We start from the raw sequence: 26,832 nt of genomic DNA, 5'->3' as shown, positions 1-26,832 counted from the left end.
AGACTGTTTTTTGCTGAGCTTACGCTTTTTTGACTGCTTGTAAAGCGACGCAATAACGCGGATTTAGCCGGGATTCACGACCTTGCCGCCGATCACCAGCTGCCGCAGCTGGCTGACGCCAAACTGATAACACAGCTCCGCCGGCTGGCTCACCTGATACAAGGCAAAATCAGCCCGAAGGCCGGTCCGCAGCACACCACGGTCGCTCAGCCCAAGGGCTTGGGCCGCATGTCGCGTCACACCCGCCAACGCTTCGGCCGGCGTCAGCCGGAACAATGTGCAGGCCATATTCAGCATCAAAGGCAGGTTACATAACGGCGAAGTGCCAGGGTTGAGATCTGTCGACACCGCCATCGACACCTGATACTTACGCAGCAAGTCAATCGGCGGCATTTTGGTCTCACGCAGGAAATAATAAGCGCCCGGCAACAGCACCGCGACAGTGCCGGCACTGGCCATATTGGCGACATCCGCCTCGGTCAGATATTCAATATGGTCAGCCGACAAACCGCCGAATTCAGCCACCAGACTGGCGCCGCCCAGGCTCGACAGCTGCTCAGCGTGTGCCTTCACCGGCAGACCAAGCGCACGGGCTTTGTCAAACAAACGCCGGCTTTGCGCTACTGAAAAACCGATGCCTTCACAAAACACATCCACCGCATCGACAAGGCCTGCGTCATGCAGCTCTGGGAGCATACTGTCGACCACTAAATCCATGTAGCCATCGCTGTCGCCACTATATTCCGGCGGTAACGCATGCGCGCCAAGAAAAGTCGTTTGGATCGCAACCGGATGATGTTCGTCGAGCAACCGCGCCACTTCGAGGATTTTGCGTTCATTCGCCAGGTCGAGGCCATAACCGGATTTAATCTCGACACAAGTCACACCTTGCGCCAGCAGCGCGTTCAGCCGGTTTTTCCCCAGCACAAACAGCTCTTCATGCGACGCAGCCCGGGTGGCGGCCACCGTGGATTTAATGCCGCCGCCACTTTCAGCAATTTGTTGATAAGTGGCACCGTTTAAGCGCAGCTCAAATTCATTGGCGCGACTGCCGGCATACACCAGATGGGTATGACAATCGATAAAACCCGGCAACAACCAGCCACCCTGCCCATCAAAAGTTGGCGTCGCCAGTGCATCGTAAGGCGGCAGCTCCGCACGCGGGCCACAAAACGCAATCAAGCCATCACGGATAGCCAGGACCGCCTGTTCCACAGCACCATAAGAGCCAGCCCGCTGCGGATCCATAGTGGCGATATTGACATTGTGCCAAATGGCATCGAAGTGCTGCATAATCTAATCCTGTTGATTGTTCACGTTTTCCGCCTGCCGGGCTCAGACTTTGCGCTGTATTGTCGCCACTGCGGGCACCGATCGCTGCGCAGATCCCGGCAATAATTCTACCGCACTCACTTGTATATACAATCAAGAGCCGCTATTTTTTGCTGCACATTCTGCACATATTTTCAGGCCAGAGCGCAACCCGATGCAACGCAGCAACGACAGCGGCACCCCAAAATTTGCCGCCATCAAAGAGTTTATCCTCAGTCAGATTGAAAGCGGCAACTGGCCGGAACATAGCCGGGTTCCGTCAGAACATGAATTGTGTGACCAGTTTGCCGTAAGCCGGATGACGGCACGGCGGGCCTTGCAGGAATTGACCGAGCAAGGGGTGTTGTACCGCACTCAGGGGGTCGGTAGTTTTGTCGCATCGCCAAAATCGCAATCCGCGTTGCTGGAGATCCGCAATATCGCCGATGAAATTCAGGCGCGCGGCCATTTCCACAGCGCACGGCTGGTTCAGCTGACCAGTCTGCCGTGCCCCACCGTGGTTGCCACTGCTTTAGGCCTGGTCCGCAACGAACCGGTGTTTTTCTCACTGATTGTACATTTTGACAACCAGACCCCGCTGCAGCTGGAAGCGCGGTATGTTAATCCCAAGATGGTGCCTTTGTACCTGCAACAGGATTTCGCTTTTCAAACCCCCCACGAATATCTGAGTGCCGTTGCGCCGCTGACCGAAGCTGATCACATTATTGAGGCAGTATTAGCCGACGAATTTACCTGTAAGCATCTGAAGATCAGTGCACACGAGCCGTGCCTGCGGCTAACCCGCCGTACATTCAGCCGCGAAGGTGCGGTCAGTTTTGCTTATTTAACTTCTGCCGGCAGCCGTTACCGACTGGGCGGGCACCTGAATATCACCCCGGTGAAATGACGGGAAAGGCCGCAACAGCCGATGCTTCAAACCTTACGCTGGCCTCGTCTGACGATGGTATTCCGCTGCCTTTACCGACAATTCGCCGCCTGTTCAGTACCAACTCTGCCATTTTCCCTCATGCATTTTTTCTGATGTACTGGCTGGACCAGCAGATTTAACTCTGTTAACTTCCTGATCCTCTTTGCATAACTATGAACTTCGTCAATACTAAAATCACTCCAGACGAAGAAGATAAATGAGACAACAGGATCAGACATGAAACTCACCGTGGCTCACAAAGTCATCCTCGGCTTTGGCTTTATTGCACTACTGTTATTATTCGCCAGTTTATCTTCACTATGGAGCTTTGCCGTAGTGTCTGATTCGGGTAGCCGGGTCAACGACATTGCCGTGCCCGTGCAGCAGCAAAGTAATCAGGCTCAAATCCAGCTGTTGAAACTCGGCAAGCTATCTGCGTTAGGCTTTATGGCCGACCAGGCGAAAACCATCACTCAATTTCAGACTGACTTTGACAACGCCAATAATGATTACCAACAGAAAATCACGGCTCTGCGTGCCCTGACCGCATCGGATCCAACGCTGAATAAAGCACTGACCACCGCAGATCAACAACATGACCTGTACAGCACTGCAGTCAGCAACATGTTTAAAGCCAAACTGGCAACTTTGCAGACCGGTGATGCTGCTGCGGCTGAGTTGAAACAACTGGTCCAGCTGATTGACGACGCCGGCGCCACGCTGGTGGATTTGTCTTATCTGGAAACTCCGGGCAAAAAAGCCCAGATTGAACTGCTGGCAGGTGCGGCAGCCCGGGTCGACGGTCAATTGCTGTCGCTGATGCAGACAGTGCGGGAAACCGCAGCCTATACCGAATTGACCCAGCTGACGGAAAGTCAGCAAAACATTGAATTTGCCTTGAGCGACATGCAAGGGAACCTGGATTACATCGGTAATCTGGTGGACGAAGTGGATGCCACTGACTTGTGGCAAACCTTTAATGAGCAACTTAGCGCGGTTAAAGCCCGGGTAGCGACAGAGCAAAATCTGGTCAGCCTGAAACAACAACAGCTTACGGCCTTACAGGACGCCCGTACTCAGCTGGCCAATTCAGAGCAGTCGATTGGCCTTGCTATTGCGGCGCTTGATCAGCTGCTCAAAGCCGCAGATCAACAATTTACCAGCCTGCAGGCCGAAGTGTCCTCGGCTTTATCTTTTGGCAAAGCCCGCACCATCGTTATCATGGTAGTGCTAGTGGCACTGGCAGGCGGCGCGGCGTTTCTGACCATCAATGCCATGTTAAAACCTTTGGCAGGTATCAACAAAGTGCTGGGTGAAGTAGCAGGGGGTGATTTAACACGGCGTCTACACATTGTACAGGAAGATGAATTTGGCGCCTTATCGGCCAAAGTCAACAGCCTGATCGAAGCGCTTAGTCAGCTGATCCACCGGATAGTCGACAGTTCTGGTGAGCTAGAGCACAATGCCAGTCGCTCCAGAGATGAAGTGCAGGAAATTAACCGCGCATTGCAAACGCAACAGACTCAAATCAATGACGTCAACCAGACCACGCAGCAGCTGAACGACAATACCCACAACATCGCAAAGCAGGCCGAACAAGCGGTAGAAGAAATGCAGCATGCGCTGGGGCAAAGCCAGCAAATCGATAAAATATCCAGTGAAAACAATACACTGATCAGCGGACTTGCTGGGCAACTGGCCAGCACCGCGGACATCATGCTGAAGGTCAACACCCACTCCAATAACATTGGCGGTATCCTAGCCACCATCCGTGGTATTGCCGAACAAACCAATCTGCTGGCGCTGAACGCAGCGATTGAAGCGGCCCGCGCCGGTGAACAAGGCCGTGGTTTTGCTGTTGTTGCTGATGAAGTACGGTCGCTTGCGGTACGTAGTCAGGCCGCAGTTGATGAAATACGCCAGATGATCCAAACGCTGCAACAGGAAAGTACTGCAGCGGTCAGCGCGATCAACCGCGGCAAGACTGATGCCGAATACTGTGTGAACCATACGGCTGATTTGGTGCAATCACTCGGTCACGTCAATCAGGCCATCAGTCAGATGCATCACATCAGTACCGCGATTGCCAGCGCAACCCAACAACAGCTGGCGCTCGGTGATTTGATTTCCGACCACATGAGTGCAATGGTCCAACTTTCCGATCAAAGTTCTGAAAAAGCCGACCGTACGCTGGAACATAGCGCAGCAGTCAGTGACAACGCCGGTCAGCTGACTGCCGCCATCAGTACTTTCAAAATCTGACCCCTGCAGGCCCTGTCAGCAGACAGGGCCTCTCTGCCCACACACTTACCTCAACATTGTCTGCCGGTAATGCGGCCTCAGGCTCTCTTCGGTTGTATTTGACGGCTTTGACAATAGTCGCAGCAGCGAATTGCGAATTGTTAAAAGCTGCTATTGCACGCTATATCTTTGGCTGAAATGCATTAGACCGCGACAAAATGACCAGCAAAACGCTCTGACTGCGTCTATGCAAGAACCCGCTGGCTGGATACACACACGGTATGCTTCAGGCCGTCAAACCCTGCACTACCGCGCCGGACGTCCTCGTCTTCATCTGGTGCCGGAATTAAATTGCCACCGGGAGCAAAAAATAAAAAAAGGCTGGAACAAGTCCAGCCAGGCAGGCGGTGTTTCTACCCAATCCCGGGTATTTGTATCGGTCCTTCAGCGTTTCACGCCTGATCAATTTGCCAAAACAGAGACAAAAAAACCTTACCGAACTTTGATATTGTGCCTAAAAAGTGATTTTTTTTAAGACTTTATCCAGTTCCGCAGTTGCTGCTTATCCAGAATGCGAATATTGGCTTCCAGTGCAAATATCTGTGCCGGACTCTTAATGTTGTGCGGGACTAACGCCAAAGCACTGTGACACTGATGACGCAACATCAGCTGAAAAATATGACGTAATTGCATGATATCCAGCGGTAGGTCAGCAGCGGTCTGCACGTAATACAGCACACCATATTCGCGTTGCAGATAGTAATTAGGTTCGCCCACTAACGGGCTTGCCGTCTGCTGGCGCAAAAACTGCTGCGCTAAAACAGTGAAATGATTGAGTTCATCGTTGTCGCGCGGCACGACAAATAACGGCGAGCGATGAAAATCGACGCCAAACATCGCCAGTACGTTCAGTAACAATGCCAACAGCAGCATCCCGGAGAAAAACAGCAACAAAGGTTGCTGATACCACTGCTGACTGACCAGCATCGATTCTGCCGGGCTATCAAACAAATATACGAAGCCGGCGGCCACCCCTAACGCTGTGCAACACCCCGACCCGAGCAGCCATTTATTGAGATCCAACCGCAGTATCCTGAATCATGTTCCTATTCTGACCATGCTGCCGTTTTACTGCCGGAAAAAGACGATTAAGCTTTGATAAAATTCTGATATTGCTGCAAATCAATCTAGAGTAGCGATTCAGAGACCGCCGGCATCGAGATGTTGGTAGGTAAACCCGGGCAGTTGCAAACTGAGCGCTGCATTGACACGACGCGACGGCTCAGTCGCGGCGATAAATTGCGGGACCGTCAGCCCCTGTTGTTGGCAGGCCGCGGTGTAAAACTCTGCTTTACTGCGCTTGATCGGCGCGCAGAGATTCACTACAGAGGCTGGAAAGGCGCCGTTTTTGATCAGCAAATTCAGCCAACAGCAGATATCCGCGCTGTGTACCAGATTCACTGGTTGCCCCGGGCCGGCCATCACGCCGCGCCGGGTGAAACTGGCCGGGTGCCGGCCAGGCCCAATCAAACCAGCCAGACGCAGCACATAACGCTGCGAGGCACACTTCGCAGCCTGCAGTACCAGTTGCTCAGCCTGCCAGAGCAGCTGCGCCCGAGGTTCAGGTCCGGGCGCATCGGCTTCGCAGACCTCGCCAGCAAGGCCTGCATACACGCCGCTGGATGAACAGAGCACCAGCGCCTGTGCGGAATCGGCTTGCGCCAGCACAATTTGCAGCGACCGCAGGTAGGCCGCACCACCATCCTGGGCGGCCGCAGGCGGCATGGCCAGAATCAACCAGCTGTCAGGCAGCAACTGACAAATCTGCGGACTCAACGGACTCACACCATCCCATTGTAATGGCTGGATCTGGCTTGGTAATGTGGCCAGCCGTTCGCTGCTGCGCCGGCTGCCCCAAACCTGGTGTCCTTGTGTGCTAAGCTGCACACCCAGCTGAGTGCCCAGCCAGCCACAGCCGAGAATAACAACCGACGCCATTAACCGGCACTCACTGCGGTGTTTACCGGCATCACGACAAAACGACCATGGAATTCTGCCAGCAGCCGCTCGCCCTGAGTTAACCGCACCAACAGCTGTTGGCGTACGCGCCGGCCCTGGGTCAGCACCGTCAGATCACCGACAGCATCGAGCAATTGCACTTGGGCACGGGCAACTTGCTGCACAGGCGCCAGATAACGAATATCAGCATCAGCCAGCACAATGTCCCCTTGCAGACCGAGCGCCTGCAGTTGCAGCCATATCAGGCCCCAGCCGGTTAAGGTCAGTAAACTGTAGATGCTGCCGGCAAACATGGTGTGATGCAGATTTTTATTCGGCGCCAGCGGTACATGACAGGCCAGCGAATTGCCATCAAACTGCATGATCTGCAGCTGCATAAAAGCCGACAATGGAATCGTCTGATGCCAGGTTTGTTGCAAATCGGCACACCAGCGGCTGAGTTGCTGTGCATCTCCGGCCAGACGCAGCCGTTTGGTCATTTGCTGATGTGGGATCCCATACAATGGTTCCAGCAGTTTGCCGGCTGTAAAGCCAAGTTTCTGATAAAACACGAAGGCGTTTTCGCGGGCATTGAGTGTCAGCTGATCGCAGCCCCATGCCAGCCCCTGCTGCTCCAGCGCTCGCAGTACCAGTGCACCAAGGCCTTTACCGCGGGCAGATTCAGCCACCGCCATATAACGCACCTGGCACCAGCCATCACTCAACTGATGCACCCGGCCGACCGCAAGCAGCTGACCATCGGCCGCCCGCACCATGCGATGGGCACTGCTGGCTTCCAGCTCATCCTGCTCCGACCCCGTTGGTTGTCCCCACGGCTGGCGTAACACCTGATAACGCAGTTGATAATAATCCAGCCAATCCTGCGCACTTTGCGGGCTTGTCACCTGATACTGCATCCAACACCTCGTAATTTCTTCAGGCCGCCGGAGGCACCTGCAGCCAGAATGTGACCGGGCCATCATTGACCAGACCAACCTGCATATCGGCACCAAACTGGCCGGTCGCCACCGTCAGTCCCTGCGCGCGACAATAAGCCACGAACTGCAGATACATCGGCTCGGCCACTTCAGGCCGGGCCGCCGGGGTAAAACTCGGCCGCAAACCGGAATTAGTGTCTGCCGCCAGGGTAAATTGCGACACCACCAGCAGTTGACCGCCGGCCTGCTGCACATTCAGATTCATTTTGCCGGCTTCATCACTGAATAAACGATATTTCAGTACCTTGTCGGCCAGCTTGTGCAGTTCCGCCGGCGTATCACCAGCTTCAACACCGAGCAATACCAACATACCACTGCCAATAGCCCCGACTACATCAGTGCCAACTGTGACATCAGCGCGCCGTACGCGCTGGATCAACGCAATCATGGCGCCTCCCGTAAACGACTTGCCAGCTGTAGCGATGCATCGTACAACGCACGGCTGATACCGGTTTCACTAGCAGAATGTCCGGCGTTGGCAACGATGGTCAGCACCGAATCGGGCCAGGCCTGCTGTAAAGTCCAGGCATTTTCCAGCTTACAAACAATGTCGTACCGGCCATGCACAATGTAACAAGGCAAATGCTGCACCTTGCCAAGCTCAGCCATCAACTGATCCGGACGCAAAAAACAATGATGCAGGAAATAATGGTTTTCAATCCGCGCCAATGGCAACGCAGACTCCGGCTCGGTAGCGCCGTCGCGCATTGCTGTATTGGGCAGCAAGGTGGCAACCCGAGCTTCCCATAAACTCCAGGCCTGCGCGGCATGCAACTGTGTAGTCGTATCGGGTTGCTGTAACAGCTGCTGATAAGCGACCAGAATATCCAGACCTTTCATCGCGGCCACGGGCGCAACAAAATCGGCAAAATAATCCGGGAACAATTGACTGGCACCGCCACCAGGTCGGTACAACCAGTCGATATCTTCGGGGCGGCCGAGGAAAATACCACGCAGGATCAAGCCGAGGCAGTGCTCCGGGTATTGTTCGGCATACGCCAGCGCAAGCGTGCTGCCCCAGCTGCCACCAGCTACCACCCAACGGTTGATGCCCAAATGTTGCCGGATCGCCTCGATATCACCGACCAGGTCCTGTGTCGTATTGTGCTCCAGACTGGCAAAAGGGGTTGACTGACCACAACCGCGCTGGTCAAACAACACAATCCGGTACTGCTGCGGATCAAACAACGTGCGCTGGAACGGCGAACAACCACCACCGGGGCCGCCATGGCACATCAGCACCGGAATTCCCTGCGGATTACCACTTTGCTCCAGATATAAGCGATGGCCGTGCGGCCGTGGCAGAAATTCACTGTGATAACAATCAACAGGTTCAGTGCGATACATCAGAAGACTCCGTCAGCACAGCACCAGGCGCCGCAACTACTGGCTGTGCCCGCTGTGTTTTATGCTGCAATAACTGCAGTGCCCGGCAGTGTTGTTCCTGCAAAAGTGCTGTCAGCTCGGCGCCAATCAACACGACCAGCCAGGATAAATAAATCCAGACAAATAAAATCGGTACCAGCGCCAGCGCGCCATAAATCGCCTGATAGGACGGGAAATGCTGGATGTAGAGCGCAAAACCGTTTTTCAGCATCTCAAACAAAATACTGGCAAGCAGTGCGCCCCAAAAGGCATAGCCATAGCGAACTTTAATATTGGGGACCAGCTGATAAAGCATAAAAAACGCCAGCAATGACATGCCATACGGCGTAAAAGACAGCAGGAAATTCGATAAACCGGGCGTGTAATCGTCGGCCAGGTGGCTCAGCGACGCCAGATAAGAGGTCAGCGCAATCGAACTACCCAGCAAAATAGGGCCGAGCGTCAGGATCATCCAATAGATCGATAACGAAATCATCAGCCGCGGCCGTTTTTGCACGCGCCAGATCTTATTCAATGTCTTGTCGATATTGTGAATCAGCATCAGAGCGACCAATACGAGAAACAACACGCCAACGGTGGTCATCTGGCCAATGTTTTCGACAAAGCCGTTGATATAGGTCTGAATTTCCTGGCCACGCGACGGCACTATGTTCGCGTATACAAAAGCCTCTATTTCACTACGCAGGCCGGCAAACATCGGGAACGCATTCAGTACCGAAAATGCCACAGCAACCAGCGGCACCAGCGATAAAATCGAAATATATGCCAGATAACCACCAATCATACCGATTTGGTCGTGCTGACAACGTTGCAGATAAAGGCGGCAAAAACGCACACTGTTCAACCCAAGGGTCACAGTGCGCTGAATCATCGAATCGGGCATCATCCTGTCCTGAGCAGACACCTGTATGGGTGCCGGAACCTGCAGACTACCACAAAGCGCCCCGGTGCAGACAAGCAGACCCGGACAGATCGCAGCAAAATGCAGCCTTGCTATTGCAGCGACACATCCTTGCTTTTTGCCAGAGCCTGACTGGATTTCTCCACCAACTCATCACCATGTTGGTCGATAAACAGCACTTTCAGACCAAGTTCATCTGCCACTTTCAGCCCGGCTACACTGCCGAGACATAAAAACGCGGTCGACCAGGCATCACCAAAAGTAGCATTGTCGATCAATACCGTGGTCGACACCGTATTGTGTCGTACCGGCGCACCAGCACGCGCGTCCAGCACATGGCTGAAACGCTGGCCATCGGCATCAAAATAATGCCGGTAGGTGCCGGAAGTCATAATAGCCAGAGGTTCATCCTGGTTGACGGTGATAATTTTCTGCAAATGTTGCTCGCCGGGTAACGGCTTTTCAATTGCTACTTTCCAAGGTTGCCCTTCCGGTTTTTTGCCCCGGACCTGTAATTCACCACCCACTTCCACCAGATAATTGGTGACACCGGCTTGTTCCAACAGCGCCGCCAGCTTGCGCACGGTATAACCCTGAGCAATAGATGACACATCAACCCGCATCTGAGCGATGGTTTTACTCATCTCGCCGCCCGTCGTCGTGGTGATTTTATCCATGCCGACCCACTGCATGGTCTCGCTGATCTGCGCTGGTGTCGGCTGATTAAACTTATCTGCTTTAAACCCCCAGAGTTCAAACAGCGGTTTGACGGTCAGGTCGTAGCAGCCGTGACTGGCTTTGGTTACCGTTCGGGCATCTTCCACCAGCCCGACCAATTCAGCTCCCACCGTTTGCAGATTGGTGTGCTGCGCGGCATTAAACTGTTCAATCACTGAATCTGGCCGGTAATTCGACATCGCCAAATCGATTCGTTCTAGTTCCTTTACAACCTGTTGTTGTAAATCCGCAGCCTTGACCTGTGAGTCGGTCCAATAGCTGATGTTGTAGGTTGAACCTTGCGCCGGACCAGAAAAGCGCTGGATCGGATCGGCTGGCGTGCAACTCAGTAACACCAGCGGCAGAAAAACAGCGGCACAACGGCCTGTGAACGAAGAAAATTTGGCAGACATCGACGCTTCTCATTGCAGGAAAACCGGCGCAGTGTAATTTATGCGCCACCGAAATGCCAGCCAGGTTCAGAGGTCCAGATGGCCCATAATTACTTGATAACGTTTTTGTTGATCGGCCGGCAACTGCCCCGCCGCAATCAGATCGATACAGTGCTGCGCTAACGCTTTCAGATCGCCATTCAGGGTCTGGCGCATACTCAGCGCCTGCAGCAAATTCAATGCAATATTGACATTCGCCGGCATCGATTCGAGCGCTGTACGAAAATAATCGATGGCCATCGAAAAATCGCCGCTGCCATAAGCCTGCATACCAGCCGCATTGCGTTCCATCAATTGCTGGCGCAATTGCTGATGTTTCTTCTGCTCATGCTGCATCATCAGGCTGATAGCACTGCAATACAGATTATCGTCTTGTGTTAATGCCGACAGCGCGGCCATATAGTGATCGCACATCGCCAGATTGCCGGCTTCAAAATAGGCTCGGGCCCGGTCCAGCATCGCTGCCGGTGATAAGTGTTTTTCCAGACTGAGCTGCTCACTGTATTCCAGTAATTGCAGCGCCTCTTTGGTTTTCCCTTCCAGCAACGCAATACGCGCATCGATCACCAGCCGGTCATGTTCATAACTGGTCGGATGGAAGCGTTTTTTGATGGTCGCCAGGAATGTATCCAGCCGGCGCATGGTCTCTGCCCGGCCTTTAGGCTCTTGATCTTTCGCCTGCTCCAGCAATGCACGGGCAAAATTGAGCATATTGTCAGCAGTGTCATACATTGAATACCGGGCAGCTGTCAGCAAGCGCTGGTGCACTTGCACTGCCAAGTCTTTACGGTTATCGATCACGGCCAGCGTCGCCAGCACGTGTTGGCGCAAATAGTTGCGTGGCGAAGTTTTAGCGACTTGTTCAACCGCCGCCAGCGCGGCAGCTGGCTTTTGCTGGCTGATGTACAGGCGGGTCAGCCAGTCCAGCGCTTCAATTCTCGTTTCTGCTTGTCCGGACAACAGCTGCAACGCGGCTTCCGCCTCGTCACTACGCCCCTGATAACCATAGATCACCGCTAAACCCAGTCGCGCCCAGGCAAAATCCCGAACGGTCAGCGCCCAGTGATACAAGTGTTCGGCTTCATCAAAGCGTTCTAACCGCACCAGCAGTTCCGCTTTGAGCCGGGTTGCATGCAGTGCATATTTGCTACGATGATCCACCACATGATCACAAGCCTGCACGGCATCATTGTATTCGCGTTGTTGAATCGCCTGATAAGCCAGTTTCAGCGCTTGTTTAATATGATAGGCACGGGTGATACGACGTTCCAGTTCGGCGTAGCTGAAAGGTTTCAGCAGATAATCATCCGGTTGATATTCGACAATGCCATACACCGCCTGACGCTGACGTTCGGCACTGACCACCAGAAAACAGCATTCAGCTTTTAATAGCTGTTCGGTGCGCAGCACCTCAAATAACTGATAGCCATCCCGCCCGACGCCTAAATGGAAGTCACACAGAATAAAATCAAAGGGAATGCGCCGGCAATTGGACAGCGCCATCTCGGCATCTCGCGCCAGTGTCACATCATCAAAACCAATCAGCAGTAGCATACTTTTGAAATAGCTGCGGATTTGGTCAGAATCATCCACCACCAGCACAGTTTTGTTTTTATAAAACGACCGGCGCGAGGTCATTGTGGCAAAGCTCCATGCAACAAATGAGTGACATTTTCTCTGCGTTGCACGATACACAGCATTGGCTGGCATCGCCAGCTCTTTGTCCCAAAAACAAAACCCGCGCCTGGGCGCGGGTTTTATCATTCACAACCGGGATTAAGCGCGGCTGGCGCGTTTACGGTCGTTTTCTGTCAGGTGACGTTTACGGATCCGGATTGACTGTGGCGTCACTTCAACCAGCTCGTCATCATCGATAAACTCCAGCGCCTGCTCCAGTGTGTAGCGGATTGGCGGCACTAAGTTAATCGCTTCATCAGTACCTGAAGCACGAACGTTCGTCAGCTGTTTACCTTTCAGGCAGTTCACTGTTAAGTCGTTGCTACGGCTGTGAATACCGATAATCTGGCCTTCGTATACTTCATCAGCATGACCGATAAACATGCGGCCACGTTCCTGCAGAGAGAAAATCGCATAACCAGCGGCTTTACCCATCGCATTAGAAATCAGCACGCCGTTCATGCGCAGACCGATATTACCGCCTTTATGTGGACCATAATGATCGAAGCTGTTGTACATCAGGCCTGTACCTGAAGTCAGTGTCATAAACTCAGTACGGAAACCAATCAGACCACGGCTTGGCATTTGGAAATCCATCCGGATGCGGCCTTTGCCGTCTGGCTGCATATTGGTCATTTCCGCTTTACGCTCGCCCATTTTCTCCATGATAGAGCCCTGGTGCTGCTCTTCCACGTCGATAGTGACGTTTTCGATTGGTTCCATTTTCTCTCCATCGACCACTTTCATGATCACTTCTGGACGAGATACAGCCAGTTCGAAACCTTCACGGCGCATGTTTTCAATTAACACGCCTAAGTGCAGTTCACCACGGCCTGATACTTTGAACTTGTCACCGTCTTCGGTTTCTTCAACGCGCAGCGCGACGTTGTGTTTCAGTTCATGGTTCAGACGCTCGAGAATTTGACGTGAAGTAACAAATTTGCCTTCTTTACCAGCGAATGGTGAAGTGTTGACCTGGAACGTCATGGTCACGGTCGGCTCATCCACTTGTAATGGTGGTAATGCCTCAAGGCTGGTTGGCGCACAGATAGTGTCAGAAATTTTCAGGTCGCCTAAACCAGTGAATGCGATGATGTCACCGGCGTTCGCTTCCTGAGTATCAATACGTTCCAGACCTAAGTAGGTGAACACCTGGCCCACTTTACCATTCCGCTTCGAACCGTCAGCGCCTAAAACGGTCACTTGCTGGTTGACACGTAAGGTACCGCGTTTGATCCGGCCAATACCGATAATACCGAGGTAGCTGGAGTAATCTAACTGAGATACCTGGATCTGCGTGTCGCCATCGAGTTCAACTTTCGGTGGGGCCACGTGCTCAACGATTGCAGCGAACAAGTCATTGATATCTGTTTTTGGTTCGTTGTAATCCAGAGTCGCCCAACCATTGATGGCTGATGCGTAAACGATTGGAAAATCTAATTGCTCGTCAGTCGCGCCTAAGTTGTCAAACAGGTCGAATACCTGATCGATAACCCAGTCCGGACGTGCACCCGGGCGGTCAATTTTGTTTACAACAACAATTGGTTTTAAACCGTGGGCGAAAGCTTTTTGTGTGACGAAGCGAGTTTGTGGCATTGGGCCTTCAACCGCATCGACTAATAATAATACTGAGTCAGCCATCGACAGAACGCGCTCAACTTCACCACCGAAATCGGCGTGGCCTGGTGTGTCCAGAATGTTGATCTGATAGCCGTTCCAACGTACAGAAGTGTTTTTAGCCAGGATGGTAATACCGCGCTCGGATTCCTGCGCGTTTGAATCCATCATCCGTTCCTGCAACTTCGCGCGGGCATCGAAAGTGCCGGACTGTTGCAGTAATTTGTCAACAAGTGTAGTTTTACCGTGGTCAACGTGCGCGATAATGGCGATATTACGCAACTTGCTGATATCATAAGACATTTATTTGGTACTCGCTTAGTGAAGTGTAAATGTGTACCCGCCTGTAGTATCCCACCGCAAGTACCCGAAAAATTTGTGCGCGCATTTTACCTGCTTTAGCTCTGGCTGGGAAATTTATCTGGCATCATCCTGCTGCTTTTTTCATCAACACCAGCACGAATGCAGGTTTGCGGGCAGCGCCACAATATGCAACTCAAGCAAAACTCCTGCCAGTATGACAGTCATCTGACTACTCTGCGCTAAAAGCAGGCACATTCAGGACGTAATGGGATATCTCGTTAGCGGGTCTCAGATTATTTTTTATCGTGACGCAGATCTGCGCTGAATTCTTGCTATCGTTAGCGCTGCCGTCACCACTGCACAGAAGCAGGGCATTTTCGGCAGTAGCGCACCATTTAAGTGCGACAGCGCATCATTTTGGTGCGTTTTAGACTAAATCCGTCAGAGCTGTGCTATGTATGTTTTTAAAAATCATACACTTAAGAATATGGCATAGCTTTGGCATTACAAGCGCAACCCGGCGGCAAGCCGCACCTGAACCTTAGTTTGAGTTGAATCCGGAGGAATGCATGTCTGCATCGAACGTTCTGAGTTTTATGAAAGAAAACGACGTGAAGTTTGTTGATTTACGTTTTACTGACACCAAAGGTAAAGAGCAGCACGTCACAATTCCTGCCAGCCAGATTGACGAAGATTTCTTCGAAAACGGCAAAATGTTTGACGGCTCTTCAATTGCCGGCTGGAAAGGCATCAACGACTCAGACATGATCCTGATGCCGGATGCCAGCACCATGCTGCTGGATCCATTCTTTGAAGAAACCACCATTCTGATCAGCTGTGACGTTATCGAGCCAAGCACGATGCAAGGTTACGACCGTTGCCCACGTTCTATCGCTAAACGCGCTGAAGAATATTTAAAATCAACTGGCATCGCTGACACAGTGCTGTTTGGCCCAGAACCAGAGTGGTTCATGTTTGATGATGTGCGTTTCAAAAACGACATGTCAGGTTCTTTCTTTAAAGTGGACTCTTCAGAAGCAGCCTGGAACTCAGATGCAGAATATGAAGATGGTAACAAAGCCCACCGTCCAGGTGTTAAAGGCGGTTATTTCCCGGTACCACCAGTAGATCAACACCACGATATCCGTAGCGCCATGTGTATGGTGCTGGAAGAAATGGGTCAGGTTGTTGAAGCGCATCACCATGAAGTTGCGACGGCCGGTCAGAACGAGATCGCGACCCGTTTTAACACACTGACGAAAAAAGCCGACGAAATTCAGCAACTGAAATATGTGGTGCACAACGTTGCCCACATGTACGGCAAAACTGTGACTTTCATGCCAAAACCAATCGTTGGTGACAACGGTTCAGGTATGCACTGCCACCAGTCTCTGGCAAAAGACGGTGTAAACCTGTTTGCCGGTGATAAATATGCCGGTCTGTCAGAAACAGCGCTGTACTACATTGGCGGTATCATCAAGCACGCGAAAGCGATCAACGCGTTCACCAACCCGTCGACCAACTCTTACAAGCGTCTGGTTCCACACTATGAAGCGCCGGTGATGCTGGCTTATTCAGCGCGTAACCGCTCTGCTTCTGTGCGTATCCCACTGGTACCAAGTGCAAAAGCACGTCGTATCGAAGTTCGGTTCCCGGATCCGGCGGCAAACCCGTACCTGGCATTCGTTGCACAGCTGATGGCTGGTCTGGATGGTATCCAGAACAAGATCCACCCAGGCGATGCAATGGACAAAGATCTGTATGACCTGCCACCAGAAGAAGAAGCACTGATCCCACAAGTTTGTGGTTCACTGGACGAAGCGCTGGATGCACTGGAAGCAAACCGTGCGATCTTCACGAAAGGCGGCGTCATGTCAGATGAAATGATTGATGCTTATATCTCTCTGAAACGTGCAGAAGCCAAACGCGTCTCTATGGCTGTACACCCACTGGAATACGAACTGTACTACAGCGTGTAATTTTCTGCGCTAACACACTGATTTATAAAGTGTGACTTGCACAATACCAAAGCCCGCTTCTGCGGGCTTTTTGTACTGGTCAAAGCCAGAAAAGCCAGTTAGAGTAATTCTATCAGCCACTTGATCAGATTGGACTCTGTGATGAACATTACCGGTTGGCCGCTATTACTACTGATCGTGCTGACAATGTTGGCGCAGCCTGTGCTGGCGCAGGCAAAAAACGAGGACAAACCGGTGTTTGTCACGGTAGACAAAAATAATGTTCCGGTGTTTTCCGACAATCCTGTGCCCGGTGCATCGCAGCTCCAATTAAAAGAAGGCAACCGGATGCCTGCGGTTACTCCAACCGAAATCAGTCAGCGCAGCATTGATCACACGCCAAAGTTCGAAGTATTCATCACCAAACCGGAACCTGAAGGCACTGTCCGAGAAAATAACGGCACAATCTATGTGTCCGGCCAGGTGAAGCCGCTGTTTGCCCAGGGGCTGCGGGTGCGCTTGTATCTGGACGGCCAAGCGGTTGCCGGCCCCAGCAGTAATGCCAATTTTATCCTGCACAACATCGATCGGGGCGAGCATCAGCTGATGCTGGAGTTAAGCGACCAAAACGGCAAGGTTATTGCTACCAGTTCAGTAACGACGTTTTTTATGCACCGAGCATCATCAATTACCCCAAAATAGTGCAACACGGCACAGCTTAGCCGCTAGACTAAGCGCCATGAGCACCATTTTGGTGCAATAAGGGATTTGCCGTGACACACGCACACATCGCTCTTGAATTGCCAGGCATTAATCTGGCCGAACAACTGGCAACCGCCGTACTGGTGCTGGATGCGCAGTTACAGGTGTCCTGTTTTAATACTGCCTGTTGTGCCTTGCTTGGCATTGGCGAAAAACGGCTGCAACAGCAATATTTTCCAGGACTATTTCAATACAGCGATCTCAGCGCGGCTCAACTGGTCAGCACCTTAAATACCAAACAGGGTTTTGGCATCAGTGACGTCCATTGCGTGATGCCGGATGGCCGGCATTTATTGCTGGATATGACGGCGACCTGGCTGGAGACCGAGCAGCCCAGTCTGGTGATGGAATTGCGCCAGGTCGATCAGCAGCGCAAAATCAGCATGGAAAGTTTGCAGCAACACCAACATCTGGCAGCGCGCGAACTGATCCGGGGCCTGGCCCATGAAATCAAAAATCCGCTCGGCGGTTTGCGTGGTGCGGCGCAGTTACTGGAAGAGTCGCTCAATGATGAGCAAAAAGAATATACCCAGCTGATTATCGCGCAGGCCGACCGGCTGCGAAATCTGGTAGACCGCTTGCTGGGTCCCTACAAACCGCCGCATAAAGTCGTGTCTAACCTGCATGAAATTATTGAACGTGTTAGTCAGCTGGCCCAGATGGACAACCCGAATGCCGTGCAATTTATCCGCGATTATGACCCGAGCATTCCGGATTTTTCGTTAGATCCGGAACTGCTGGAACAAGCCCTGCTGAATATTGTCCGCAATGCCCAGCAAGTGTTGACCCAAGGCGGCCAGATTGTGATGCAAAGCCGGATTTTACATCAGCATACCATCCATGGCCGCCGACATAAGCTGGTCGCCGTGATCCGAGTCATCGATAACGGCCCCGGTATTCCGCCGGCGATTAAAGATACATTGTTTTATCCGATGGTCAGCGGCAAACCCGGCGGTACCGGTCTTGGTTTGTCCATTTCACAAACGCTGATCCACCAGCATGGCGGCTGGATTGATTGTGACAGCTGGCCGGGACGCACCGAATTTACCCTGTATTTACCGATAAGCGCAGAAGGAGCTTAACCCATGACGCAGAATGTCTGGATCATTGACGACGACAATTCCATCCGTTGGGTATTGGAAAAAGCCCTGTCACGCGCTGGTATCGTCTGCGAGAGCTACGCCTCGGCAGATCTGATGCTGCAACGGCTGGAATTTGATCAACCCGCCGTCGTGGTGTCCGATATCCGGATGCCAGGCACCGATGGCATGCAGTTGCTGAGCAAGCTGCAGGAACTGGCGCCGGAACTGCCGGTAATTATTATGACGGCGCACTCCGACCTCGACAGTGCCGTTAACGCTTTTAAGCGCGGCGCTTTTGAGTATCTGCCCAAGCCATTTGATGTCAATGAAGCGGTGGCGCTGATCAGCCGTGCGCTGGAACATGCCCACGCGAAAAAACCACGCGTCAGCACCAGCACGCCCTCACATGTGCCCGAGATCATCGGCGAAGCACCGGCGATGCAGGAAGTGTTTCGGGCGATTGGCCGCTTGTCCCGCTCCAGCATCAGTGTCTTGATCAATGGCCAAAGCGGCACCGGTAAAGAACTGGTGGCGCACGCGCTGCACAAACACAGTCCCAGAGCCGAATCGCCGTTTATCGCGCTGAACATGGCGGCAATCCCCAAAGATCTGATTGAATCGGAGTTATTCGGCCACGAAAAAGGCGCTTTTACCGGCGCCGCGACTTTACGTAAAGGCCGGTTCGAACAGGCCGACGGCGGCACTTTGTTTCTGGATGAAATCGGTGATATGCCACTCGACGTGCAAACGCGTCTGCTACGTGTGCTGGCAGATGGTCAGTTTTATCGCGTCGGGGGCCACCAGGAAGTCAGTGTGGACGTGCGGATCATTGCGGCGACCCACCAAAACCTCGAGCAACTGGTTGCCGAAGGGAAGTTCCGCGAAGACTTATTCCACCGCCTCAATGTGATCCGGATCCATATTCCGTCGCTGCGGGACCGCAAACAGGATATTCCGAAACTAACCCGGCATTTCCTGGCGCAAGCCGCACGCGAGATGAATGTCGAGGCCAAAGATCTGGCGCTGGAAACCGAAAAGTTTCTGGCACAGCTGGACTGGCCAGGCAATGTGCGGCAACTGGAAAACACCTGCCGCTGGCTGACTGTGATGGCGTCAGGGAAACAAATCCTGTTATCTGATTTACCACCGGAGCTGACCAGCGCGCCAAAACCGGTGACCAGCAGCAGCGATGGGCAACACAGCTGGCAGGATTTACTGGCGCAGTGGGTCACGCAAAAACTGGCAACCGGTGCCGAAGATATTCTGGCTGAAGCAGGCCCGGAGTTTGAACGGATTGTGCTGAAGCAGGCGTTGCAGTTTACCCATGGCCATAAACAAGATGCGGCCAAACGCCTTGGCTGGGGCCGCAATACACTGACACGCAAGCTCAAAGAACTGGATATGGAATAGCCACACGGCAGCGCTTTAAAAGGTAAAAAACCGGGCTCAGGCCCGGTTTTACTCATCAAAGTGCTGACAACTCAGGCGCGCCGGCACCTGAACTGCGACATGCCGCCCGGCTTAGTCGTCTTTACCTGTGCGCTCGGCCATCCGGTCACGCATTTTTGCCATCCGCTCGTCCAGCTTGGTTTTTTGTTCGTCAGTTAATACCGCACGGATCTGATGTTGCAATTTCAGTCTTTTCAGCTGATGTTCCAGCATGCTGGCTTGTTGTTTTTCCAGCAGTATACGTGCTGCGGCTTCATCAAATTGCGGCGCTTTGATCAACGCCTGCAGCGCATCGTGCTGCTGTTGCCGTGCCGCCAAATCAGCTTCATCGGCTTTACTGGCTGCCGCCAGGGTGCGGATTTGCTCCCGTTGTGCATCCGTCAAATCCAGACCTTTCAGCATGCGCAGCTCAGGGCTTTGTCCATCATGCGGACCATGCCCGGCGAAAGCTGGCGCAGACAGCAACAAGGCGGCGCCGAATAACGCAGGAATTAATTTTGATACTATTTTCAATGTGTTCATTTTTGTCTCTCCAGTAGGTTCGGGCATTACAAACAGCGGTCTGTTTTGTATGATGCAAGCATAAGCGACTGGCTGCAAAGCAACGCAAAGCCGCCGTAAAGGTTTGGTAAAGACACTTGTCCGGGCATGTCTGCTGCTTACACTGAGCGCACCACCCATAGTGATGGCCCTATTGCAGTAGCTAAGAAGGTTTCCGATGCAACACCCGAATATCCTGCTGATTGATGACGATGCGGAATTAAGCCAGCTGGTCACCGACTATCTGACGCTGGATGGTTTTAGTCTTGATCATGCCGCAGATGGCATCAAAGGCCTGCAAAAAGCCCAGACCGGCGCTTATCAGCTGATTTTGTTGGATGTTATGTTGCCAGGGCTGGATGGCCTGTCTTTATTGCGGCAGCTGCGCCAGACCAGTTATTGCCCGGTGCTGATGCTGACAGCCCGCGGCGATGACATTGATCGCATTCTCGGTCTGGAACTGGGCGCCGACGATTATCTGGCCAAGCCGTTTAATCCGCGTGAACTCAGCGCCCGGGTGCGGGCTATTCTGCGCCGGGTCGAACTGGCACAGCAACCACAGCAGCATCAAACTCCATTGTTAGAGCTGAATCAGGTCACGCTGAACCGGCAAAATCGTCAGGTGCACTGCCAGGGCTTAGCCATTGTGTTGACCGCCACCGAGTTTCAGTTGCTGGAGTATCTGATGCACCATGCAGGTCGTGTGGTCAGCAAAGAGGAGCTCAGCAAAGAAGTGATGGGCCGGGTGCTGCAACAATATGATCGCAGTCTGGATATGCATGTCAGTAACATCCGCAAGAAGCTGGCACAGGGCAGCGACCAAGAAAAAATCCAGACGCTGCGCGGCAGCGGCTATTTGTTTCTGGAGTCCTGATGCAACTGAACTGGGTCAATCCATGGCGTTTTCTGGCATTCCGGCTCTTCAGCTGGTTCTGGCTGGTGCTGCTGCTGACAATTGCCGCCGCCTGGCTGTTGGCCAAAGCTTTTCTCGATGATACGGTGATCCGTCGCCTGCCCCCCGGCGTGCATGAGCATGCTGAACGGATGCTACACAGCCTGCAAAGGTTTGACAGTGTTGAAGATTTATTGCAACGGCTGAACCGGCGCGAGAATAATCGCTGGTTACTGGTCGACCCGGTCAGCCAACAAATCCTGAACGCGCACATTCTGCCGCGCGGTTTTGACCAAAGCTGGTTAACCGAATTATCGCAGTTTGAAAAACCACGTTTGTTCTTGCATCGCCATATCAGTCTGGCCGGGCCGTTTTTTGTCCGCCTGAATGGTCAGCCGCTGGTGTTATATCAGCAACAACCCCGTCCTGACCGGCCGGGGATGTTGGGCCTCGCCCAATTACCGGAACTGACCATCCCGCTGCTGTTTTTATTGGTGTCAGCCCTTGCAAGTATTGGCCTGGCCCTGACGATCACCCGACCGCTGCGCCAGTTGCAGCAGCAGAGCCTGCAGTTCGCCGGCGGCGACTTAACCAGCCGGGTACAACAAGCCGCGGCCCGAAGTGACGAGATCGGTGAGTTAGCGCGTGGCTTTAATACGATGGCCAGTCAAATCGGCGCTTTATTGCAAAATCAGCAGCGCCTGCTGCGCGATATTTCGCATGAGTTGCGCTCGCCGCTGACCCGTGCTCAGCTGGCTATCGCGCTGGAGCAACGACAAGGCGGTGGCGGTCAGCTACCACGCTTATCGCAGGAGCTGGATAAAATTGACAGTATGCTCGATGAGCTGCTGACATTCAGCCGGCTCGATGCCGGACAATATCAACTGCAATTGCAAGACCTGGATTTAACCGAGCTGCTGGAAGAAATTATCCAGGTCAATCAACTGGAAGCCAGTCAGAAGCGACAACAAATACAGCTGGAAGCACCGCCACAGTGTTGGTTACAAGCCGACAGCCGCCTGCTGGCGCGTGCGGTGGAGAATGTGCTACGAAATGCGATTAAGTACAGCCCGGCCGGTTCAGTGATCAGGCTGCAGTTGCAGGCGGATGCCGGGCAACTGCAGCTCTGTGTCTGCGATCAAGGCCCCGGCATCCCGGACAGCGCCCTGCAGGCCATTTTTGAACCGTTTTACCGGGTGTCCGATGCGCGCACCGCTGGTGCAGGCGGCACGGGCCTCGGTCTGGCCATCGCGGCGCAGGCGATGAAACAGCATCAGGGCCAGATCAGTGCCCAAAATATTTATCAGGCGGACCAGGTTCGCGGTTTGCAAATTTGTCTGCAAATGCCGGCACAGCAGGAGCTGAATCTTTGAAGTATTTTCCGCCGCTGCAGGCGCAGCTACAGGCTGATGCACTGAACGACAACAACATGCGACAGCAACTGCAACAATGCTGGCAGCAGTTTGTTAAAACCGAGCTTTATGGCCGCGACGGCAGCCGTTTTTGTTTGTACAGCCGTACCAGTTTGCCAGGCTGGCGTAAACCCCACGCGGCTTTGCTGATAGTGCCGGGGCGGATTGAAGCCGCACATAAATATGCCGAACTGGCACAGGATGCGCTTTGTAGTGGTTATCAGGTATTTGTGATCGATCACCGCGGCCAGGGGCTGGCACAGCGGCCTGAACCCGATCCGCAGCTCGGTGACGTGGCAGATTTTCGCCGTTACAGTGACGATCTGATGCAGGCGGTAAGCACTATACGCAGTCAGACCGACTTGCCCCTACTGGCGTTGGCGCATTCGATGGGCGGCGCCATTCTGTATCGTTATCTGCAAATGACGCCAATGCCGCTGTTGGATGCCGCCATTTTCTGTGCACCGATGTTTGGCATTCCGACCGGCCCGCTACCACGCCTGGCCCGAGTCGTGGCCGCACTAATGCAGCAGCTGAACCAGCGTTTCAGTCGGTCTGGCTGGTATGTACCGGGCCAGGGCCCCTATCAAAGCCTGCCTTTTGCTGACAATGCGCTGACGCTCAGCGCTGAGCGATATCAGTGGTTTCGGGATTTATATCAGCAATATCCGGCCTATCAGCTCGGTGGTGTCAGCTGGCGTTGGCTGCATCATGCATTGCAAGCTTGCCGGCAGATCCAGCAGGGCGTGATTCCGACGGTGCCGATGCTGATCCTGCAGGCGGGCGCCGATATCGTGGTGGACAATCAGGCACAAAACACGCTGGCTGCACGTTGCGCCATTGAGCTGCATCGCATCGACGGCGCGCGGCATGAACTATTGGCAGGTACCGATGCGCAGCGGCAGCAAGTGTTTAGTTTGATTAATCAGTGGCTGCAGCCTGTGGCAACGGGTCCGGGTGAATAATCACTTCTGCATCGCGGTAAAACGCCGCGATTTGTTGCTCGGCCAGATCAGTCACCTGATGCGCTTTTTGCAGACTCCAATCCTGTGGCAACAGCAGCCGCAGCTGAATAAAAATACGCGGTCCGGCACGACGGGTGCGCAGCTGTTCGACGCCAAGCACTCCAGGCATTTGCAGCAGATGCTGTAGAATTTGCTGCCGTTCTGCTTCCGGCAATTCTTCATCCAGCAGATGCACCATGCTTTCCCGCAGTAACTGCGCAGCATTAAACAACAAATATAAAGCGATCAGAATGGCGATGGCTGCGTCCGCCCACAGCAGACTGTTTTGCACCAGATACAAGGCCAATAACACAGCGGCATTCATCAGCAGGTCACTGCGATAATGCGCCTGATCGGCCGCTACGGCCAGAGAACCGGTTTTTTTGATGATCCAGCGCTGCAGCAACACCAGCGTCAGCGTCAGGCCACTGCAAACCAGCATGGCCCAGATGCCATTACTGATAGCGCCAATTGGCGCTGGCAGATAAATCCGGTTCACGCCCTGATACAACAGCACAAACGCCGCCCCCGCCAGGAAGGCTGCCTGAAATAACGCCATCACTGCTTCAGCTTTGCCATGGCCAAACCGGTGGTCGTCATCCGCTGGTTTGAGCGCATAACGTAACGCGACAAAGTTCAGCAACGACACGCCAACATCCATCATCGCGTCCATCAACGACGCCAAAATCGAAGCGGCATTGGTGTCGATAGCGGCAAACAACTTGATCACGACAATGATCAGCGCGACGCCAATCGTCAGTTTGCCCGAACGGCGTACCCACAGATTATATTCATGGCTGGTCATCGCTGATCCTTGTCAGTTCGCAGAGTTACAACGCACCGGCAAACTGCTGCTGGCGCCAGGCTTCATAACAAACGATCGCCACAGAGTTGGCTAAATTCAGACTGCGTGCATCAGGCATCATCGGGATCCGCAAGCGCTGTTCAGCCGGGATGGCATTGCGGATCTCATCCGGCAACCCAGACGTCTCGGAGCCAAATAACAACAAATCACCGGCCTGATACTGCAGTTCAGTGTGGGGGCGGCTGCCCTTGGTGGTCAGCGCCAATACCCGCTGCGGCTTGACCGCGTCTAACATCGCCTGATAATTGGCGTGACGGCTGACATTGGCCAAATCATGATAATCCAGCCCAGCACGGCGCAGCTTTTTTTCTTCAAAATCAAACCCTAATGGTTCGATCAAATGCAAATGACAGCCGGTATTGGCAGCCAACCGAATGATATTGCCGCAATTCGGTGCGATTTTGGGTTCAAATAAAGCGATATGAAACACAATAACTCCTGCGCCATAGCAAAACGCGAGTATACCGCAGTCCGGCAGTGGTGGTCAGACTGGCACCAATTTTTCCGGCATTTAGTGGCGATTTTTTAGACAGACATTTATAGTTGACTTGTGTTGCTGTGCAAGGAATGCCAAATGACTACACCATTATGGATACAATACCTGCTGGCTATCGTCAGCGGTTATCTGCTTTGTCTGGTGCTGATGCAATTACAACGTACGCGTCGCACGCCACTACAAAACACGCCACTGTTGCAGTTCCTGCAGCAACAATCCAATGCCTATTGGCTCACTGATCAACAAGCGCTGCCGCTGTGGCACAACCAGGCCACCCGCTATCCTGCGGTTAATACCCGGCTGACACAGCAGCTGTTTTTCTCCGCCGAAGGACTGGATCCTGCTCTGCCTGACATCCTGGCGATGCTGCAAATCAGTCCACACTGGCAAGGTCAGGTCTGGATTGGCAGCACTGAGCGGCAGGCGTATCAGCTGAATGTGCGGGTACTGAGCGGCTATAGCCAGCGCTTTTTGCTTTGGCACTGGGTGCCACTGCAGGCGTCGCTGGACCGGGCACAGGCACAGATCCGCGCTTATGCTGATCCGGTGACCGAACTGCCCACAGCAACGCTGTGGCGCTATTGGTTGCAATCTCAGCTGAGCCGTCATCAGGTGAAATATCACAGTCTTGCCGTGTTATTACTGGAAATGAATGACTACCCCGCCATCGTGCGAAACTTCGGCCAGACCGCAGCAGATGGTCTGCTTCAGCAACTGGTGAACAACGTACAGGCGGAGATCCCGGCCAGCGCATTTATGGCACGGCTGGCGCCGCATCAGCTGGCATTGCTGCTCAGTCTCGAAGGTCATGGTGAGCAAGCTGAACAACAGGCGATCCGGCTCAGCCGTGAAATTCTGCAGTTTTGTCAGGGGCCATTTTTTATCCCGCAGGCAGAACTACGGCTGGATTGCCGCGCCGGCATCGCGATTTTCCCCGAAGCAGGCCATGATGCCGACGAATTGCAGGCGCGCGCCGCACAGGCGCTGCATATCGCGGCCACAGTGCCGGAACGCCTGCATTTATGGCAGATGCAGGGACAAAATCCGGCGCCAGGTCTGCAATTGCAATATGAGTTGCAGCAAGCATTAACCCAATATCAATGTGAGATCTGGTCGCAACCAGTGATTGAACTGGCGACCGGCATCGCCACGGCATTCCGGCTGGAACTATATTGGCGTTCACCACAACGCGGATTATTAAGTTATGCCGAATTAAAACCTCTGGCCGAACAGAACGGTCAGTTACTGGCGCTGGAGCGCTGGGCTTTTTGTCAGATTTGTCAGTTAGTGGAATTGTGGCAACGTCTCGGCCCGCTGCCACAGCTGCAGGTCGAATTGTCCGCGGCAAACTTTCGTCACAGTGGACTGCTGAATTTTTTGCAAAGCCAACTGGAAGACCATCAACTTCAGGCCAATAAGTTTGTGTTGTGCTTGCGGGAAGATGGTTGGTTACAGGATCCGGCAGGCTTCAGTATGCAGGCACAGGAGCTCAAAGCGGCCGGCTTTGGCTTGATGATTGTTGAGGTTGGCAATGGCTTGAGTTCGCTGCAATTATTGCAGCAACCATTCTGGCAGGCGGCAGAGCTTTCCGCGGCAATGATCAAGCAGCTGGAAGAATCTGAAGCACAACGCAATGCTTGTGCCAGTCTGATCCGCCTGCTGGTCCATCAGGGATTGCAAGTCAGTGCTCAAGGGACCGACAGCGAAATGCAGGCGTATTTACTCCATGTAATGGGCGGTTATGGCTGTCGTGGCGCACATTTCAGTGCCATGCGATTGGTCGATGGACAGCAACAGCCCTATGGCGGGCAACAACAGTGGCGGATGGCCGGATAAACACTGG

At 53.3% G+C, this 26,832-nt stretch carries 24 protein-coding genes; 11 read left to right on the top strand and 13 right to left on the bottom strand.

Going from position 1 to position 26,832, the window contains the following annotated elements:
- Nucleotides 1–63: 63 nt before the first annotated feature.
- Nucleotides 64–1,293 (bottom strand): imidazolonepropionase, encoded by a 1,230-nt coding sequence (gene hutI, locus ACQ66Q_RS12570; protein ID WP_430457126.1) that lies wholly within the window; start codon nucleotides 1,291–1,293, stop codon nucleotides 64–66.
- Between the two features lie 193 nt (nucleotides 1,294–1,486).
- Here hutI and hutC point away from each other — a divergent pair, with 193 nt between their 5' ends.
- From hutC to ACQ66Q_RS12555, 3 genes are all read left to right on the top strand, one after another.
- Nucleotides 1,487–2,218 (top strand): histidine utilization repressor, encoded by a 732-nt coding sequence (gene hutC / locus ACQ66Q_RS12565; RefSeq protein WP_430457125.1) that lies wholly within the window; start codon nucleotides 1,487–1,489, stop codon nucleotides 2,216–2,218.
- A gap of 258 nt (nucleotides 2,219–2,476) precedes the next feature.
- Complete coding sequence (locus ACQ66Q_RS12560; protein ID WP_430457124.1) at nucleotides 2,477–4,501, top strand: methyl-accepting chemotaxis protein; 2,025 nt, start codon at nucleotides 2,477–2,479, stop codon at nucleotides 4,499–4,501.
- 226 nt (nucleotides 4,502–4,727) lie between these two features.
- Entirely contained in the window at nucleotides 4,728–5,015 is a 288-nt protein-coding gene (locus tag ACQ66Q_RS12555; protein ID WP_430457123.1) for a hypothetical protein, read from the top strand.
- On the opposite strand, the gene ACQ66Q_RS12550 is transcribed toward ACQ66Q_RS12555, so the two are convergent.
- The 9 genes from ACQ66Q_RS12550 to typA all read right to left on the bottom strand — a co-directional run bounded on the left by ACQ66Q_RS12550 (nucleotide 5,012) and on the right by typA (nucleotide 14,529).
- Nucleotides 5,012–5,563: a hypothetical protein gene (locus tag ACQ66Q_RS12550; RefSeq protein WP_430457122.1), complete on the bottom strand. Its 552-nt coding sequence runs from the start codon at nucleotides 5,561–5,563 to the stop codon at nucleotides 5,012–5,014. The two genes, ACQ66Q_RS12555 and ACQ66Q_RS12550, sit on opposite strands and share 4 nt — an antisense overlap.
- A 117-nt stretch (nucleotides 5,564–5,680) precedes the next feature.
- A complete protein-coding gene (locus ACQ66Q_RS12545) occupies nucleotides 5,681–6,478 on the bottom strand; it encodes a hypothetical protein (RefSeq protein ID WP_430457121.1) in 798 nt (265 codons plus the stop codon).
- Nucleotides 6,478–7,395, bottom strand: a complete 918-nt coding sequence (locus ACQ66Q_RS12540; protein ID WP_430457120.1) for a YiiD C-terminal domain-containing protein — start codon at nucleotides 7,393–7,395, stop codon at nucleotides 6,478–6,480. Before ACQ66Q_RS12540 ends, ACQ66Q_RS12545 begins: the two co-directional genes overlap by 1 nt.
- A gap of 19 nt (nucleotides 7,396–7,414) precedes the next feature.
- Nucleotides 7,415–7,864, bottom strand: coding sequence for a D-aminoacyl-tRNA deacylase (gene dtd, locus ACQ66Q_RS12535; protein ID WP_430457119.1), 450 nt, complete (start codon nucleotides 7,862–7,864; stop codon nucleotides 7,415–7,417).
- Entirely contained in the window at nucleotides 7,861–8,823 is a 963-nt protein-coding gene (gene pip, locus ACQ66Q_RS12530) for a prolyl aminopeptidase (protein WP_430457118.1), read from the bottom strand. Before pip ends, dtd begins: the two co-directional genes overlap by 4 nt.
- A complete protein-coding gene (locus ACQ66Q_RS12525) occupies nucleotides 8,810–9,745 on the bottom strand; it encodes a virulence factor BrkB family protein (RefSeq protein ID WP_430457117.1) in 936 nt (311 codons plus the stop codon). The genes pip and ACQ66Q_RS12525 overlap by 14 nt, the downstream gene beginning before the upstream one ends.
- Before the next feature lie 110 nt (nucleotides 9,746–9,855).
- Nucleotides 9,856–10,893: an FAD:protein FMN transferase gene (locus tag ACQ66Q_RS12520; RefSeq protein WP_430457116.1), complete on the bottom strand. Its 1,038-nt coding sequence runs from the start codon at nucleotides 10,891–10,893 to the stop codon at nucleotides 9,856–9,858.
- 66 nt (nucleotides 10,894–10,959) lie between these two features.
- Nucleotides 10,960–12,570, bottom strand: a complete 1,611-nt coding sequence (locus ACQ66Q_RS12515) for a response regulator (protein ID WP_430457115.1) — start codon at nucleotides 12,568–12,570, stop codon at nucleotides 10,960–10,962.
- Between the two features lie 138 nt (nucleotides 12,571–12,708).
- On the bottom strand, nucleotides 12,709–14,529 hold the full coding sequence (gene typA / locus ACQ66Q_RS12510; RefSeq protein WP_430457114.1) for a translational GTPase TypA: 1,821 nt from the start codon (nucleotides 14,527–14,529) through the stop codon (nucleotides 12,709–12,711).
- A 569-nt stretch (nucleotides 14,530–15,098) separates the two neighbouring features.
- Here typA and glnA point away from each other — a divergent pair.
- The 4 genes from glnA (at nucleotide 15,099) to glnG (ending at nucleotide 19,741) form a co-directional block, all read left to right on the top strand.
- Nucleotides 15,099–16,508 (top strand): glutamate--ammonia ligase, encoded by a 1,410-nt coding sequence (gene glnA / locus ACQ66Q_RS12505; RefSeq protein WP_208931993.1) that lies wholly within the window; start codon nucleotides 15,099–15,101, stop codon nucleotides 16,506–16,508.
- A 141-nt stretch (nucleotides 16,509–16,649) separates the two neighbouring features.
- The gene (locus ACQ66Q_RS12500; RefSeq protein ID WP_430457113.1) at nucleotides 16,650–17,189 is read left to right on the top strand and encodes a DUF4124 domain-containing protein; all 540 of its coding nucleotides are present in this window, start codon (nucleotides 16,650–16,652) and stop codon (nucleotides 17,187–17,189) included.
- Between the two features lie 71 nt (nucleotides 17,190–17,260).
- Entirely contained in the window at nucleotides 17,261–18,331 is a 1,071-nt protein-coding gene (gene glnL, locus ACQ66Q_RS12495; RefSeq protein ID WP_430457112.1) for a nitrogen regulation protein NR(II), read from the top strand.
- Between the two features lie 3 nt (nucleotides 18,332–18,334).
- A complete protein-coding gene (gene glnG, locus ACQ66Q_RS12490; RefSeq protein ID WP_430457111.1) occupies nucleotides 18,335–19,741 on the top strand; it encodes a nitrogen regulation protein NR(I) in 1,407 nt (468 codons plus the stop codon).
- A 111-nt stretch (nucleotides 19,742–19,852) separates the two neighbouring features.
- On the opposite strand, the gene ACQ66Q_RS12485 is transcribed toward glnG, so the two are convergent.
- Nucleotides 19,853–20,302, bottom strand: coding sequence for a Spy/CpxP family protein refolding chaperone (locus ACQ66Q_RS12485; RefSeq protein ID WP_430457110.1), 450 nt, complete (start codon nucleotides 20,300–20,302; stop codon nucleotides 19,853–19,855).
- A gap of 196 nt (nucleotides 20,303–20,498) precedes the next feature.
- Between ACQ66Q_RS12485 and ACQ66Q_RS12480 the strand changes: the two genes are divergently transcribed.
- From ACQ66Q_RS12480 to ACQ66Q_RS12470, 3 genes are read left to right on the top strand one after another with little or no spacing between them, the layout of a single operon-like run.
- A complete protein-coding gene (locus ACQ66Q_RS12480) occupies nucleotides 20,499–21,194 on the top strand; it encodes a response regulator transcription factor (RefSeq protein WP_430457109.1) in 696 nt (231 codons plus the stop codon).
- A complete protein-coding gene (locus ACQ66Q_RS12475) occupies nucleotides 21,194–22,585 on the top strand; it encodes an ATP-binding protein (protein WP_430457108.1) in 1,392 nt (463 codons plus the stop codon). The genes ACQ66Q_RS12480 and ACQ66Q_RS12475 overlap by 1 nt, the downstream gene beginning before the upstream one ends.
- Complete coding sequence (locus ACQ66Q_RS12470) at nucleotides 22,582–23,589, top strand: alpha/beta fold hydrolase (RefSeq protein WP_430457107.1); 1,008 nt, start codon at nucleotides 22,582–22,584, stop codon at nucleotides 23,587–23,589. The genes ACQ66Q_RS12475 and ACQ66Q_RS12470 overlap by 4 nt, the downstream gene beginning before the upstream one ends.
- On the opposite strand, the gene ACQ66Q_RS12465 is transcribed toward ACQ66Q_RS12470, so the two are convergent.
- Both ACQ66Q_RS12465 and trmL read right to left on the bottom strand, forming a co-directional pair.
- Nucleotides 23,546–24,433 carry a cation diffusion facilitator family transporter gene (locus tag ACQ66Q_RS12465; protein WP_430457106.1) on the bottom strand — a complete coding sequence of 296 codons (888 nt, stop codon included), beginning with the start codon at nucleotides 24,431–24,433 and terminating at the stop codon, nucleotides 23,546–23,548. The two genes, ACQ66Q_RS12470 and ACQ66Q_RS12465, sit on opposite strands and share 44 nt — an antisense overlap.
- Before the next feature lie 25 nt (nucleotides 24,434–24,458).
- Entirely contained in the window at nucleotides 24,459–24,923 is a 465-nt protein-coding gene (trmL, locus tag ACQ66Q_RS12460; protein ID WP_430457105.1) for a tRNA (uridine(34)/cytosine(34)/5-carboxymethylaminomethyluridine(34)-2'-O)-methyltransferase TrmL, read from the bottom strand.
- Nucleotides 24,924–25,067: 144 nt separating this feature from the next.
- Here trmL and ACQ66Q_RS12455 point away from each other — a divergent pair, with 144 nt between their 5' ends.
- Nucleotides 25,068–26,825, top strand: coding sequence for an EAL domain-containing protein (locus tag ACQ66Q_RS12455; protein ID WP_430457104.1), 1,758 nt, complete (start codon nucleotides 25,068–25,070; stop codon nucleotides 26,823–26,825).
- Nucleotides 26,826–26,832: the final 7 nt, after the last annotated feature.

It is taken from the genome of Rheinheimera sp. (genome assembly GCF_965283995.1).
Lineage (GTDB): Bacteria > Pseudomonadota > Gammaproteobacteria > Enterobacterales > Alteromonadaceae > Pararheinheimera.
The sequence above is the reverse complement of the archived record's forward strand: the minus strand, read 5'-3'. Positions and strand labels throughout refer to the sequence as shown.